Source organism: Mycobacterium shunyiense (assembly GCF_058270075.1).
Genome location: NZ_JBZDPU010000018.1, coordinates 111,746 through 127,033 on the forward strand (window position 1 = coordinate 111,746; position 15,288 = coordinate 127,033).

Sequence of the window (15,288 nt, forward strand, 5' to 3'; positions counted from 1 at the left end):
CGCCGGCTCAGACTGCCTGGGTGCTGTCCACCCAGGCGCCGTAGCCACCCAGGATGTCGCTGACATCGGTGAAGCCGCGCTGGCGCAGCAGGCTGGCCGCCACCGAAGAGCGGTAGCCGCCGGCGCAGTAGACCACGGTCGGGCGGGTCGGATCCAATTCGCCGGTCCGGTCCGGCAGCTGGCCGACGGGGATGTTGACCGCGCCGGGGATCGTGCCCGCCTCGGTCTCGCCCGGATTGCGCACGTCGACGATCTGCAGGTCGGCCACCGAGCCGGCTCGCTCACCGAACGCGGCGGCGGTCAACCGTGAGGCGACCGTCACATCGTCTCGATGTTCGAACATGGTCCGCTCCGGGTTGTCGAGGTAACCCAGCACCCGGTCGAACCCGATGCGCGCCAGCCGGTTCTTGCCTTCGCGCTCCTCGCCCGGGTCGGTGACCAGCACGATGTCGGCGTCGGGTTTGACCACTGAGCCCGCGAACTCGGCGTAGCGCCCGGCCAGGCCGATGTTGATCGCGTTGCGCAGATGGCCCAGCGCGAAGTCCTCGGGGCTGCGGCCGTCGATCAGCATGGCCCCGTCGGCGACCGCTTCGGTGGCCTGACGGTAGTCCAGGGCCTCCGGGTTCGCCTCCTCGTCCAGCAGGGCGCGGTCCTTGCGGTTGAGGATCGCGTCGTAGACGAAGTAGCCGGGGGCGGGCGGCTGGCCTGCGGTGACCAACTCGATGAAGGACTGCTTGTCCGGTGCGCGCAGCGCATAGTTGGTCTGCTTCTGCTCACCCATGGTGGACGACAGTTCGGTGGACAGGTTCTTGCCGCAGGCCGAACCCGCGCCGTGGGCCGGGAAGACCCGGGTGGCATCGGGCAGCGGTAGCAGCTTCTCGTGCAGCGAGTGGTAGAGCTTGTCGGCCAGTTCGTCTCGGGTGTAGCCGATGGAGGCCAGCAGGTCCGGCCGGCCGACATCGCCGATGAACAGGGTGTCGCCGGTCAGAACGCCGTAGGGCACGGCGTCATCGGCGTGCTCATAGATCACGATGCTCATCGACTCTGGGGTGTGACCCGGGGTGTGGCGGAACTCCAGCACCACCTCGCCCAGTGAAATGTGTTGGCCGTCTTCGACTCCCAGGTGATCGAACTCGGGCTTGGCGACGGACGAGTACACAATCGTCGCGCCGGTGGCCTCGGCCAGTTCGAGGTGGCCGGACAGGAAGTCGGCGTGGAAGTGGGTCTCGATGACGTGGGTGATCTGCATGCCGAGCTTCTCGGCATCGGTGACGTACTCGGACACGTCGCGCTGCGGGTCGACGACGACGGCGCGCCCCGATGACTCGTCGCCGATCAGGTACGACGCATGGGACAGACAGTCCAGGTAGTACTGGATGAACTTCATTGTTCAACTCCTCGGTGGACGACTATGTATACCTATGGGGGTATACCGATATGTCCGAACATACCCCAAGGGGTATAGGTGTCAAGCGCATGAAAACGCCCCCGGGGCGTTCCCGGGGGCGTGGTCGGTCGGAAAAGGGTGGGGTCAGGCGGCGAAGCCGGCGCTGCGCGCGGCAAGCGCCTCTTCGTAGCGATCCAGCACCGTGGCTGCCACCAGGCGGTGCGGACCAAGTGGATCGGCCATCGGAATGCCCGCGGTACAAGCGAATTCGGCCACCCGATCGGTGATGCGGCCATGCGCCAGGAACCAGGGAGCGATCACCAGGCGGCGAGCGCCGCGCCGATGTAGGCGCTCGACGGCCTCGGGCAGGGACGGGGTCTGACCTGTGGCGAACGCCACCTCGGTGCCGGCCCAGCGGGTGCCTTCGGCCAGCACACCGGCCAGCGCGGCCGTACGTGCATTGGCGGCGGGATGGGACGAGCCCACCCCGACCAGGATCACGCCAAGATCGGCGTCGAACCGGGAAACTCCCACCGCGGTCAGCCGCTCCCGCACCACCTGCAGCAGGCGGGGATCTTCACCGAGCACATCCGCCTGGATCACCTCGGCGCCGGCGCCGGCGATCAGCTCGGGAATGTCGATTCGCGCGTGATAGGCGCTACCCAACAGCAGCGGCACCACGACGGCGCCCGGCTCGACATCCGGGAGCACCTCGGTGAGGTTGGGCGCGTTCTGTTCACAGAACGCAACCCGCACATCGGTGTCGGGCAGCAGGCGGCGCAGATGCCCGCCGATGGCGTGCGCGTTCGCCGACGAGCGCGGGTCAGCGCTGCCGTGTGCGGTGAGAACGAGCGTCACAGGTACCTCACGAGGCGTGCAGCCCGCACTCCGTCTTGGCCTGGCCGGCCCACCGGCCGCTGCGCGGATCGGCGCCCTCGGCAGGCTTGCTGGTGCACGGGGCGCATCCGATGGACGGATAGCCGTCGTAGACAAGGGGATTGACGAGGATGTCGTTGGCCTCGATGTAGGCCTGAATCTCCTCGTCGGACCAGGCGGCGATCGGGTTGATCTTCACCAGGCCGAAGGCGGCGTCCCAGCTGATCAGCGGGGCGTTGGCGCGCGTCGGGGCCTCCACCCGGCGGATGCCGGTCACCCACGCCGTGTAGCCCGCGAGTGCCTTGCCCAGCGGTTCGACCTTCCGCATGCGGCAGCAGGCCGCGGCGTCCCGGGCGAACAGGTCCTTGCCGTGCAGTTCGTCCTGCTGGGCGACCGTGTTCTCCGGGCGCACGTTCACCACGTTGACGCCGTAGACCTGCTCGACGGCGTCCCGGGTGCCGATGGTCTCGGCGAAGTGATAGCCGGTGTCGAGGAACAGGACGTCGACGCCGGGGCGGACCTTCGCCGCCATCTCGACCAGTACGGCGTCCTGCATGTTGGAGGCCACGACGTAACCGGATCTACTGGCCGGCCCGCCGGCGCCCCCGAAGTGCTTGTCCGTCCAGCGCAGGAGCTCCTCGGCACTGGCGTCGCCCAATTCGGCCGTGCCCTGCTCGACCAGCTCGATCAATTCCGCTTCAGTCAATGTGCTCATCTCGCGATCTACCTCAAGTCCGCTTCGTCGGCCCGAACGGCCCACTGGGCGAAACGCTCACCGGCGTCACGTTGTTTCACGAAATTGCGGACGATCCGCTCGATGTAGTCACCGAGCTCGGTGGCCAGCACCTTGTGCTGTCGCAACTTGCGTCCGAAACCGCTGTCCAGGCCCAGGCTGCCGCCGAGGTGGACCTGGAAGCCCTCCTCCGGGCCGTCGCCGTCGTCCACCATCTGGCCCTTGAAGCCGATGTCGGCGACCTGGATCCGGGCGCACGAGTTGGGGCAGCCGTTGATGTTCACGGTGACCGGCACGTCGAGCTCGGCGTTGAGGTCGCCCAGCCGTGCCTCCAGCTCGGGCACCAGCGTCTGGGCCCGTCCGCGGGTGTCGGCGAAGCTGAGCTTGCAGTACTCGATGCCCGTGCAGGCCATCAGGTTCTGCCGCCAGTGCGACGGCTGCGACTGCAGGCCGAGCGCGTCCAGGCCGGCGCGCAGGGCATCGAGCTTCTCGTCGGGCACGTCGAGGATGATCAGCTTCTGATACGCGGTCAGGCGGGCGCGGTCCGCGCCGGCCTCTTCCATCAGATCGGCGACCTTGGTCAGGATGGTGCCCGACACACGTCCGGCGATGGCCGAGACGCCGACGGCGTTCAGGCCGTTGCGAATCTTCTGCACGCCCACGTGGTCCACGGTGTGCGGCACCTGCTCGGGCGCGGGTCCGTCGTGGAGGGGCCGCTTCAGGTACTCGGTTTCGAGAACTTCGCGAAACTTCTCTACGCCCCAGTCCTTGATCAGGAACTTCAGCCGAGCCTTCGACCGCAGCCGGCGGTACCCGTAGTCACGGAAGATCCCGACGACTCCGGCCCACACCTCGGCGACCTCGTCCAGTGGCACCCACACGCCGACGCGTTGCGCCAGCATCGGGTTGGTCGAGAGGCCACCGCCGACCCACAGGTCCAGGCCGGGCCCGTGCTCGGGGTGGTTGACCCCGATGAACGACACGTCGTTGATCTCGTGGGCGACGTCCTGCAGACCCGAGACGGCGGTCTTGAACTTGCGGGGCAGGTTGGAGAACTCTGGGCTGCCGATGTAGCGCTCTTCGATCTCCTTGAGCGCGGGCGTCGGATCCAGCACCTCGACCAGCGAATCGCCGGCCAGCGGCGAGCCCAGCATGCCGCGCGGGCAGTCGCCACAGGCCTCCATGGTCTGCAGGCCGACCTCGTCGAGCCGGCGCCAGACCTCGGGGATGTCCTCGATGCGCAGCCAGTGGTACTGCAGGTTCTCCCGGTCGGTGATGTCGGCGCTGTCGCGGGCGAAGTCCACCGAGATCTGTCCGAGGGTGCGCACGGCCTGGGCCGACAGGGCCTTGCCGTCAGTGCGCACCCGCATCATGAAGTACTCGGCCTCGAGCAGGTCGGCGTTGTCGTCACCGGTGAAGGTGCCGTCGTAACCTTCGGTGCGCTGGGTGTACAGGCCCATCCACCGGAACCGGCCGCGCAGGTCGTCCTTGGCGATGCTGGCAAAGCCGTCACGCGAGTAGACGTTGAGGATGCGGTCCCGCACGTTGAGTGCGTCGTCTTCCTGCTTGAACTGCTCGTTGTGGTTGAGCGGGTCGCGGCTACCGAGCGCCCATTGACCCTCGTCGCGGGGTTTCTTGGCGGGCCGGTCGGCCTTGGCTGGGGCCTCGGGGGTTGTCACTGTTGAGCTCCTTCGCAAAGGAGCTGGCACTAGAATGCGCAGATCACCGGTGGCTGTCCGGCGGCGCAGATCCGGTGCCAGCTGAAACTATGGGGCGGGCGGGGTCCGAAATCAACGCATGATTAAGGCAGACAGCAACAGCTACATACGCGCTTGAAATCGACATGCCGACGAGCCACCAGCGCAATGCGGGTGGTGCTGTTGTGGGCGGCAGTCACGCCCGACATTCTGCCACGATTGTCGCCACCTGCCCTAACCGGGCCATATTTGCGCTCAGGGTGAGCAAAAGTCCGCGCTGGACAGTCTGGGAAAATCAAACCATGAGCACGCGTACCGCGCCCGTCGGTCGACCCCGGTTGGAGCGCGCTGGATCATGCTCTTCGCGCGAGCGCTCATCGGAAGACCGCGCGTTCGGCATCTATATCCACGTGCCGTTCTGCGCCACCCGGTGCGGATATTGCGACTTCAACACCTATACGGCCGCCGAGTTGGGGGGTGCCAGCCCCGACGGCTGGCTGGCCGCGCTGCGTGTCGAACTGGCCCTGGCTGCCGCCACAGTCGGGGCTGTGCCGGTGCAGACGGTGTTCGTCGGAGGCGGCACGCCTTCGCTGCTCGGCGGCCCGGGCCTGGCTGCGGTGCTGGGTGCGGTCCGGGACAATTTCGACCTGGCCGCCGACGCCGAGGTGACCACAGAGGCCAACCCGGAATCCACCTCGCCGGAGATGTTCGCGACGCTGCGCGAGGCCGGCTTTACCCGAATCTCACTCGGCATGCAGTCGGCGGCGCCGCAGGTGCTGGCCGTCCTGGACCGCACGCACTCCCCGGGGCGCCCGCCCGCGGCGGCGTTGGAAGCCCGGGCCGCTGGGTTCGAGCACGTCAACATCGACCTGATCTACGGGACGCCGGGGGAGACCGACGACGATCTGCGGCGATCGATCGACGTCGCGTTGGGCGCCGGCGTCGACCACGTGTCCGCGTACTCGCTGATCGTCGAGGACGGCACCGCCCTGGCACGCCGGGTGCGCCGCGGCGAGATCGCGCGGCCCGACGACGACGTACTCGCTCGGCGCTACGAACTGCTCGACAGCCGCCTTTCGGCGGCGGGCCTGCATTGGTACGAGGTGTCGAACTGGAGCACTGAGGGCGGGGAGTGCCGGCACAACCTCGGCTACTGGGACGGTGGCGAGTGGTGGGGCGCCGGGCCGGGAGCCCACGGCTTCCTGGGCGATACCCGGTGGTGGAATATCAAGCATCCCAATACCTATGCGCAGGCTCTCGCTGAAAACCGCTTGCCGATAGCGGATTTCGAGGAGCTCGACGACCGTGACCGGCATGTGGAGGAAGTGATGTTGCGGGTCCGGGTGCGTGACGGCCTGCCGACGTCGCTGCTCGATGCCGACGAACTGACTCGGGCCGAAACTCTCTGTGGTGAAGGGCTTCTCCTGTCGCGTCAGGGTGCCCTCGTGCTGACGGACCGTGGCCGGTTGCTCGCGGATGGAGTCGTCCGCGACCTGCTGGGGTAGAGGGCCTCCCTGCCAGGTGTGCTGTGAACAATCTGTGAGCCAACTGTGTTCGGGTGCCTGAAGTCCATGCGAATGATGTGAACTTCGTAGTAGATACGTAGGTCTGCGCATTGGGTTAGGTGAGGCTACGCTTCGGCGAATGCTCACAACGAATGCCCAAGCCGACTGCAATGACTCGGTTGTGCCCGCCTCGTTCGAGCTGCCCTCGGGTGACAGCGTGACCGGCCCGGCCGACTGGGTCGCCGAGATCGCCCGTGCGCTCACCGATGCCGACGGTAGCGACTACCTGGTCTACGAACGCGGTAACCGGTGGCTGCTGGCATCCGGAGCGCGATGCGGGATCGAGTTGGACAGTGACGAGCTGCGACTCACCAGGGACGGCGTCGTCGTGGAAAGCCGGTCGTGGGCCGGCCGGCCCGGCGTCGCACTCGGCGAGGTGGTGGGCCGGCTGCTCGCCGATGCCGAAACCGGAATTGACGCCGCGTTCGGTTGGGTCGCATTCGAATTCGGTGCGTTCAAGTTCGGCCTCCAGGACCGCTTGGCGCCGAAGACGCCACTGGCCCGGGTGTTTGTTCCGATCACCCAGATCGAGGTCACCGCCGAGCAGGTCACCGTGCGCGGCGGCGACGGTCGCCATCGCGAGGTGGTGCGGCAGCTGATCGCCGAGGGGCTGTCGCCCGCGGGCGCTCCGCGCGCCGTCGACATCCGGCAGGACGGCAGCGCCTATCGCGACCGGGTGGCGGCCGCGATCGACGAGATCACCGGTGGCCGGTACCAGAAGGTCATCCTGTCGCGGCGTTTCGACGTGCCGTTCCGGCTCGACTTCCCGTCGACCTACCGGCTGGGCCGCAGGCACAACAACCCGGCCCGGTCATTCCTCTTGCGGCTCGGGTCACTTCGCGCGCTCGGCTACAGTCCCGAACTCGTCGCCGCCGTGCACGGGGATGGCCTTGTGGTGACCGAACCGTTGGCGGGCACCCGGGCTTTCGGTCGCGGCGCCGCCAATGATCAGGCGGCCCGCGACGACCTCGAGTCCAACTCCAAGGAAATTGTCGAGCACGCGATTTCGGTGCGGAGCTCCCTCAAGGAGATCGCCGAGGTGGCCGAGCCGGGCACGGCGACCGTCACCGACTTCATGACGATCCGTGAGCGCGGAAGTGTGCAACACCTGGGTTCCACGGTGGGCGCCCGTCTCGACCCGTCGATGGACCGCATGGACGCGCTGGAAGCGCTGTTCCCCGCGGTGACGGCCTCTGGCATCCCCAAGGCCGAAGGCGTCGACGCGATCCTCCGGCACGACGAACTGCCCCGGGGCCTGTACTCGGGGGCGGTGGCGATCTTCTCGGCCGACGGCTCCCTCGATGCCGCGCTGGCGCTGCGGGCGGCCTATGAAGCCGACGGGCACACCTGGCTGCGGGCCGGGGCCGGCATCATCGCCGAGTCCACGCCTGACCGGGAGTTCGAGGAGACCTGCGAGAAGCTTGGCACGTTGTCGCCCTACCTCGTCCCAGCAGAGGAGACCCGCTGACATGTGAGTGAGCTAACACCTGGCCGCGGTCTCGGGCGATGTCGACGACGGTAGGCATTCCGGCCCCGCCGAACGGTAAACGTGCACGTCATCGCCACTGGGGAGCCTCCCAGTGGATTCACAGGATTGGTTCGGGGTACAACCCCTGATTCGTCGGGCGATGTGCCACTATTGTCCGCATGTCGGCACCCTATTTAGGCAAGGCTATCCAGACTTCGACCCAGTCGGAATCCTGCTGACATGGCAACCGAGGCTTCGACTCCGGAACCCATCGCTGTCATCGGGCTGGGCTGCCGCGTCGCCGGCAACGTCGCGACCCCGTCAGACTTCTGGAACTTTCTGCTGGAAGGGCGCAGCAACGTCACCGAGGTGCCCGATGAGCGATGGGAGCCGTACCTGCGGCGTGACCCGCGAAACGCCGCGGTGCTGCGCGAAGTCACGCGGCTGGGAACTTTCCTCGATGACCTGCCCGGATTCGACGCCGAGTTCTTCGGCGTCGCACCGCGCGAGGCCGAGGTCATGGATCCCCAGCAGCGGCTGGCACTGGAGGTCAGCTGGGAGGCGCTCGAACACGCCGGGGTGTCGCCGAGGGCGCTGGCCGGCAGTGACACCGCGGTGCTGATGGGCGTCAACTCCGACGACTACGGCAAGTTGATCATGGAAGACCTGCCCGGCATCGATGCCTGGACAGGCATCGGAACCTCGCTGTGCGGTATCGCCAACCGGGTGTCGCATCTGCTCGATCTCCGCGGACCGAGCGTGGCGCTGGACGCGGCGTGTGCGGCCTCGTTGGTCGCGGTGCACCAGGCATGTCAGATGCTGCGGGCGGGTGAGACATCGCTGGCACTGGCCGGTGGCGTCAGCGCGCTGATCGGCCCGGGCCTCACCCGGGTGCTGGATGAGGCCGGCGCCACCGCCCCCGACGGTCGTTGCAAGACCTTCGACGCCTCCGCCGACGGGTACGGCCGCGGCGAAGGCGCAGGCGTCGTCGTGCTCAAGCGCCTCGCGGATGCCCAGCGTGACGGTGACCGTGTGCTGGCGGTGGTGCGCGGCGGTGCCACGGCCCAGGATGGCCGCACCGTGGGCATTATGTCGCCCAATGGCGCTGCCCAGGCGGACATGTTCCGGCTCGCCTGCCGGATGTCGGGCGTCGACCCGGCCGGCGTCGGGTATATCGAGGCACACGGAACCGGAACTCCCACAGGTGATCCCACCGAGGTGGGCGCGCTTGCCGAGGTGTACGGCGTCGGGCGGACCGAGACGAACCGGTGCCGTATCGGGTCGGTCAAACCCAACATCGGCCACCTCGAAGGCGGCGCGGGTGTGATGGGCCTGATCAAAGCGGTCCTGGCGCTGCACCATGAGGCGATCCCGCCCACCGCCGGACTACGGCAACTCACCGGTGCGGTCGACTGGGCCAACAGCGGCCTGCGGGTGCCCACCGAAGTCGAGCCGTGGACCCGCACCGACACCCCACGCCAGGCTGCCGTGTGCAGCTACGGCTACGGCGGCACGATCGCGCACATCCTGCTCGAAGAGGGCCCGGCGGCTTCGGATCCTGCGGAGCGCAGTAGTTCTGGTGCGCTGATCGTCCCGATCTCCGCACGCTCCGGCCCGCGACTGGCTCGCCAGGCCGAAGCGCTGGCCGACCACCTGCGCGCCGGACACCAGGACGTGGCGCCGGTGGCCGCCACCTTGTGGGCCCGGCGCAGTCACGAACCGGTCCGGGCCGCGGTCGTCGCCGAGCACCGGCATGAGTTGATCGCCGGCCTCGACGCGTTGGCCCGCGACGAATCCCTTGACAACCTGGTCACCGGCGCCGTGCCGGGCGGTCAGCCTCGGGATGCGGTCTGGGTGTTCTCCGGGCACGGTTCGCACTGGGTCGGCATGGGCCGTGAATTGCTCACCGCGGAACCCACTTTCGCCCGAGTGATCGACGAGGTCGACGAGGTGTTCGGGCCTGAACTCGGGTTCTCTGCCCGGGCTGCGCTGAGCAGCGCAGACCTCGGTGGCACGGACCGGATCCAGGCTTTGACCTTCGCGATGCAGGTCGGGTTGGCGGCAGTGTTGCGCGAGCGCGGTGTGCGGCCGGCGGCGGTGATCGGGCACTCGGTCGGCGAGGTCGCGGCGTGCGTGATCTCCGGGGTTTTCGACCTACGCCAGGGCGCAGCCGTGGCCTGCTACCGGGCGCGCGGCTTCCGCGCCGTGATGGGTTGCGGCGCGATGGCTTTGGTACGGCTGCCGTTCGACCAGGCTGAGCAGCGGCTGGCCGGCCGCACCGATGTGGTGGCGGCCATAAGTGCGTCGGCGGAATCCTGTGTCATCTCGGGTGTCACGGCAGCTGTCGAGGAGGTGTGCGAAAGCTGGGCCGAGCAGGGTGTGGTGGTGCGTCGGGTCAACACCGACGTGGCGTTCCACAGCCCCGCCATGGACGACCTGACCGGCGCCCTGGCCGCGAATGTCGCCGGACTTCGTCCGCCGCGCGAGGCGGCGATCCCGCTGTACACCACCGCGCTGGCCGATCCGCGTTCCACTGCGCCGCGCGACGCCGACTACTGGGTGCGCAACCTTCGCGGGCAGGTCCGGTTCGCCGAGGCCGTCACGGCGGCCGCCGAGGACGGGCACCGGCTGTTTCTCGAAGTGTCCGCACACCCGGTGGTGTCGCACTCCGTCGTCGAAACCCTGCTGCATCTGGGTATGGATGAGCACGCCGTCATCCCACTGCTGCGTCGTAATACGCCCGAACCTGCCGCTGTCACGACTGCCGTCGCGTCCTTGTACTGCCACGGGTCGGACGTCGAACATGATGTCGCCCAGGATGATCCGTGGGATGCCGACCTGCCGGTCACCCAGTGGCGGCACCGCCGCTTCTGGCGGGTACCCACGGCGGCGTCCGGCGGGAGCGCGGTGCACGACACCAGCAGTCACACACTGTTGGGTGGACGCACCGAGGTGGCCGGTACCGTCGCCACCCGGATGTGGCAGACCCGGCTGGACTTCGACACCCGGCCCTACCCCGGGGACCACCCGGTGCAAGGCACCGAAATCGTTCCTGCCGCAGTGTTGTTGAACACCTTCCTCACGGCGGCCGGCGCGGGCGCCGCATCGGGTTCAGGCGCGGGCGCCGCACTCACCGAGGTGCGGTTGCGCACGCCGGTGGCCCCGGCCCGCGCCCGCGATCTACAGGTGGTGCTGGCCGACCGCGAGCTGACCCTGGCCTCGCGATTGGCCGATGCCGCCGAGGAGCAGGACGGCGGATGGTTGACGCACAGCAGTGCGGTGGTCGTGCATGCCGTCGCCGGCGAGAACGTCGAGCTGTCCATCGATCTGGCCGCGGCCCGGGCACGTTGCGCAGAGCAGTTGGCACCGCGCCACGTGATCGACACCCTCGCCGAACTCGGGGTCGCTGCGATGGGATTCGATTGGGATATCAAGGATCTGCACCGCGGTGACGGCGAACTGCTGGCCCGGGTGAGCTCCGACTCGGACGGCGCGCAGCCCGCCACCTGGGCGTCGCTGGTGGACGCGGCGACCTCGGCCGCCTCGACGATTTTCGACGGACCGCCGCGGCTGAGGATGCCCGCCCGCATCGAGCGGGTCCAGGTCCATGCCGCGCCGCCGGCCACCGCGATGCTGTCGGTCCGGCGCCGGCCCGGGACCACCACCACCGATGTGGTGATCGCCGACGAATCCGGGTCTGTTCTGCTGTCGATCGGTGGGATGACCTTCGAGGAACTGGAGAATCCGGGGCGCGAAATGTCGGCCGCGGACACGCGCCGGATCGTGCACCGGATGGCCTGGCATTCGGTGTCGGCCCGCGACGAGAAGGCGCCCAGCGGAGTGGTGTTGGTCGGCGGCGACGTCGACCGGCTGGAAGCCGCGGTCGACGATCTGGCCGGTGCCGGGGTGCCGTACCGTGCGGTTGAAGACCCTGCCGAGCTGGACTCGATCGTCGAATTCGGCTCGTTGCCGGCAGAACTCGGGGATTCCGCGGTGGTGCTGGTGTTGCCCCGCGACGATGACTCGCCTGAGGGTGCCGTCGAACTGGTGACCAGGACACTCACGCTGCAGCAGCAACTCGGCCTGTCCGCCCGGCTGTGGGCGCTCACCGTCGGCGTCCACGAAGGCGCCAACGTGACGCACGCGCCGCTGTGGGGACTGGGTCGGGTCGCTGCCGCCGAGCATCCGCAGCTGTGGGGTGGCGTGCTGGATGTGGCCGACGGACGCCTGCCGTTGACGGCGCTGGGATCGTTGGCCGGACATGGCGTCCTGGTGGTCCGCGACGGGGTGGCCCAGGCCGCCCGCCTCGCGGCGTCGAGTTCGGTCGTCGCCGCGCAGGCCAACCCGATGCAGTGCACGCCGGGCGGCACCTACCTGATCACCGGTGGCACCGGCGTGCTCGGCCTGCGGATGGCCCAGCGGCTCGCCGACCTCGGTGCCCGCCGCCTCGTGCTGCTGTCGCGGTCTGGCCTGGGGGAGCGTTCGGCCTGGGCGGGCGACCAGCAGTCAGCCGCGGTCCGGGCGGTCACCGCGTTGGAGGAGCGCGGCGTATCGGTCACCGTCGCCGCCGTCGACATCGGCGCACCCGGTTCGGCCGATGCCCTGCGGGACCTGCTGCGTCCGCTGCCGGCGGTGCGCGGGGTGATCCATGCCGCGGGTGTGGAAGCCGGTGCGCTGCTGATGAATACGACTTCCGATGAGTTCGCCACGGCCATGCATCCCAAGGTGCACGGCACGCTGGTCCTGCACGAGGTTTTCCCGCCGGAACAACTCGACTGGATGGTGCTGTTCTCCTCCTGCGGTTATCTGGCAGGCTTCCCCGGCCAGGGTGCCTACGGCTGTGCCAACTCGTTCCTCGACGGGATGGCCCGGCACCGGCGTGGACTCGGGGACCGCACCACTGCGGTTGCCTGGACCGCGTGGCGCGGGCTGGGCATGGGCTCGGCCTCGGAATTCGTGGCCACCCAGCTCGATGCGCTCGGCATGGGGATGGTCGGCGCGGACGACGCGATCCGTGCCCTCGATCTGGCGATGTGTGAGGACACCGCCAACGTTGTGGTGCTGCCGGTCCTACCGGCTGCCGCCGCGGTACCGATTCTGGTGGACGTGGCGCCTGAGGAGGAACCCGACGATGACTCGTCGCCGTCCACCGCGGGGGAGTACGACCCCGAACAGCTCGCCGCCCACGTATTGACCGCGGTGGCAGGCCAATTGGGACTGTCGGAGAACGACGTGAACGTCGACCTGCCGTTGGTGGAGCTGGGCGTCGACTCGATCATGACGGTGCGGCTACGCCGCCAGCTGGAGAAGCAGACCGGGCTGTCGCTACCGCCGACCCTGCTGTGGGAGCACCCCACCGCAGCGGCAGTCACCGCCAGGATCATCGAGCTGATGGCCCCGGCGGTGGAATGCGAAGTTCGGGCCGGGGGCTAGTCAGCGGGCGTCTCGGCCGGTGGAATCGGCTGGTCGTCGTGGCGTGGGCCGAAGAATCCGAAGCTCTCGATCATCTGCTCGGAGGGCTCAGGTGTCCATTCCCACGCGGCGATCTGGCGCTGGGAGCGGCGGCTGAAGGAGGCTCGAAGCAATTCGTAGCCGTCGGTGTGCAACCGCGTGGCCGGCTGCCCTGAACCGCAATTCCATTGCCGGCCTCGCTCGTCGTGAATGAGCACAGTTGTGGAGTGCCGGAGCCGTCTTCCGAGGTACAGCATCAATGCCTCCAGGAACGGCTGCCAATGTTCACGGTCCACCCGAGGAAGCCCCAGCGCTTCATGTAGGTCTGCCTCGTGACAGATCGCGTCCGCGGCCAGGTTGGGTCCGAAGATCTGGTCGTCTGTCAGGAGAGCGTCAGCTGCCGGACCGACGCGATCCCATTCGGCGAGAAGTTCGTCGATCGGCTTGTGCCGGCGTTCCTCGACGTGGCGCGCCGTCCATTGGTCGCTTGTCACCCCGTCCAACCGTCCGCTGGCCGCGTCGGCAGCACCTCCGACCAGATGTGCCAACAACTCGTGCACTGTCCAGCGTGGCGTGGCGGGTACGAGCATCAGACGTTGTTCGTCGTTCAGCGTGACGGCAAGCTCGCTCAGCCGGCCGCGGACCGCGCGATAGGTCTGCTCAAGCATTGCCGGCGTCCTGTCTCATCGGTGAGCACTTCGTCGGGCCGCCCGGCCGCTTCCGGTGCGGATGGCGCAGGTTGGACAGCAGGATCCGCACGAACAGGGCCGGGTCCTGAAGGCTCGTAGGTGGATCGATCAGGCCGCGGACGCGAAAGATCCGTTCGGCCACGACGATGTCGTTGGTCGCGGCTTTCAACGCTGCGTGTTGGGCCCAGCTGCGCAACCTCTTCCCAGTGGTCCGCTTTGTGCTCGTGGACGTCGGCTGATCGTTTGCCCGGTTCTCCGTCCACACCGGCTCGATCTGTTCGGCGGCCAGCCGGTAGAACCGGCGAGGCAGATCGGCATGGCCGGCACGCAGGCAGTCACGGAGCGCCAGCGCCTGCAGAGCGGCCATCGTCATGCCTTGTCCGTACAGCGGATTGAGGTTGCACAAGGCGTCACCGACTACCACCAGGCCGGCGGGCAGGCGCGGCATCCGGTCATAGCGTCGCCAGGCGGCGGCGGTGCTGCGGGAAATCGAGACCTGCCCGACGGGCGTGGCGTCGCGTAGTCCGGCCATGATCGTCTCGGGCAACATCTGCTCGGCCGCTTCCAACATCGCGGTGAAATCGGTTGCGGGGGTGCCGCACCCGTCCGGGCAGGTGATCGCAAGCATCCAGGCGTCGTCTTCGTAGGCCACCAGCAACAATCCAGGTGACCTGCTGCCTCGGTTGACGAACGCCATCCGATCGCCGATGCGTCCGGGCGGGACGTGGATCAACTGGCTGGAGTAGCCGCCGACCGAAGGCACGTGAACTTCGTGTGTCGAGCCGAATCCGTGACTCTCCAGGAAACGCGTAGTACGTGCGGCACGTCCCGTCGCGTCGATCACCAGGTCTGCAGCTAACGAGGTGGCGATACCGTTGTTGTGGTTGATGATTCGTGCACCGGTGACGGTGTCGTCCGTGATAACCGGTTCGACCACCTCGTGGTTGTCGAGGATGGTGACACTGTTGAGCGCGGCAACGCGTCGGCGAATGTGAAACTCCATGAAGGGGCGGCTGGCCTGATAGGCGGCCAGTGCTCTCGGATCACTCAGCCGTCCTGCCGGCCTGACGTCATAGCCCGCCGCGTGCACGTAGATCCGCGACAGGTCATCGCCGTCGTCGACAACGGCCCCGGCGGCGGCAAGTTCCGCCAAGAGTCCGGGAAAGAGCTCCCCGAGTACCTGGGTACCGCGACTGAGAAAGTTGTGCAGATGGCGCCCCTGTGGCACACCTTTGCGCAGTTCTGGGTGATCAGGCAGCGTGTCCCGCTCGATCAGTGTCACCGAGGCGTAGAACTCTGCCAGCGCCCGAGCGGTCAGCAGGCCGGCGATGCCTGCCCCCAGAACCACGGCATGTGAACGCGATTCGGCCATGACGGTCCCCTCCGTTCCGAGCGCAGATGCGACATCGGCCCCCTGGTACG

10 protein-coding genes are annotated in these 15,288 nt (G+C 68.1%); 3 read left to right on the forward strand and 7 right to left on the reverse strand.

Annotated features, from left to right (window positions below):
- Positions 1–7: 7 nt before the first annotated feature.
- The 5 genes from AC4ELH_RS23535 to AC4ELH_RS23555 form a co-directional block, all read right to left on the reverse strand.
- Positions 8–1,387, reverse strand: coding sequence for an MBL fold metallo-hydrolase (locus AC4ELH_RS23535; protein WP_498887000.1), 1,380 nt, complete (start codon positions 1,385–1,387; stop codon positions 8–10).
- 144 nt (positions 1,388–1,531) lie between these two features.
- The gene (locus tag AC4ELH_RS23540; RefSeq protein WP_498887002.1) at positions 1,532–2,245 is read right to left on the reverse strand and encodes a sirohydrochlorin chelatase; all 714 of its coding nucleotides are present in this window, start codon (positions 2,243–2,245) and stop codon (positions 1,532–1,534) included.
- A 7-nt stretch (positions 2,246–2,252) separates the two neighbouring features.
- A complete protein-coding gene (locus tag AC4ELH_RS23545) occupies positions 2,253–2,978 on the reverse strand; it encodes a phosphoadenylyl-sulfate reductase (RefSeq protein ID WP_498887004.1) in 726 nt (241 codons plus the stop codon).
- A gap of 8 nt (positions 2,979–2,986) precedes the next feature.
- Positions 2,987–4,675 carry a nitrite/sulfite reductase gene (locus AC4ELH_RS23550; RefSeq protein WP_064877851.1) on the reverse strand — a complete coding sequence of 563 codons (1,689 nt, stop codon included), beginning with the start codon at positions 4,673–4,675 and terminating at the stop codon, positions 2,987–2,989.
- A gap of 122 nt (positions 4,676–4,797) precedes the next feature.
- Positions 4,798–4,902 (reverse strand): Ms4527A family Cys-rich leader peptide, encoded by a 105-nt coding sequence (locus tag AC4ELH_RS23555; RefSeq protein ID WP_350222970.1) that lies wholly within the window; start codon positions 4,900–4,902, stop codon positions 4,798–4,800.
- Positions 4,903–4,995: 93 nt separating this feature from the next.
- Between AC4ELH_RS23555 and hemW the strand changes: the two genes are divergently transcribed.
- From hemW to AC4ELH_RS23570, 3 genes are all read left to right on the forward strand, one after another.
- Entirely contained in the window at positions 4,996–6,198 is a 1,203-nt protein-coding gene (hemW, locus tag AC4ELH_RS23560; protein ID WP_498887006.1) for a radical SAM family heme chaperone HemW, read from the forward strand.
- Positions 6,199–6,337: 139 nt separating this feature from the next.
- Positions 6,338–7,726 (forward strand): salicylate synthase, encoded by a 1,389-nt coding sequence (locus tag AC4ELH_RS23565; protein WP_498887008.1) that lies wholly within the window; start codon positions 6,338–6,340, stop codon positions 7,724–7,726.
- Between the two features lie 240 nt (positions 7,727–7,966).
- Complete coding sequence (locus AC4ELH_RS23570; protein ID WP_448443488.1) at positions 7,967–13,159, forward strand: type I polyketide synthase; 5,193 nt, start codon at positions 7,967–7,969, stop codon at positions 13,157–13,159.
- Here AC4ELH_RS23570 and AC4ELH_RS23575 read toward each other — a convergent pair.
- Positions 13,156–13,845, reverse strand: coding sequence for a maleylpyruvate isomerase family mycothiol-dependent enzyme (locus AC4ELH_RS23575; RefSeq protein WP_064960319.1), 690 nt, complete (start codon positions 13,843–13,845; stop codon positions 13,156–13,158). The two genes, AC4ELH_RS23570 and AC4ELH_RS23575, sit on opposite strands and share 4 nt — an antisense overlap.
- Entirely contained in the window at positions 13,838–15,238 is a 1,401-nt protein-coding gene (locus AC4ELH_RS23580; protein WP_498887011.1) for an NAD(P)/FAD-dependent oxidoreductase, read from the reverse strand. The genes AC4ELH_RS23575 and AC4ELH_RS23580 overlap by 8 nt, the downstream gene beginning before the upstream one ends.
- Between the last annotated feature and the right edge of the window lie 50 nt (positions 15,239–15,288).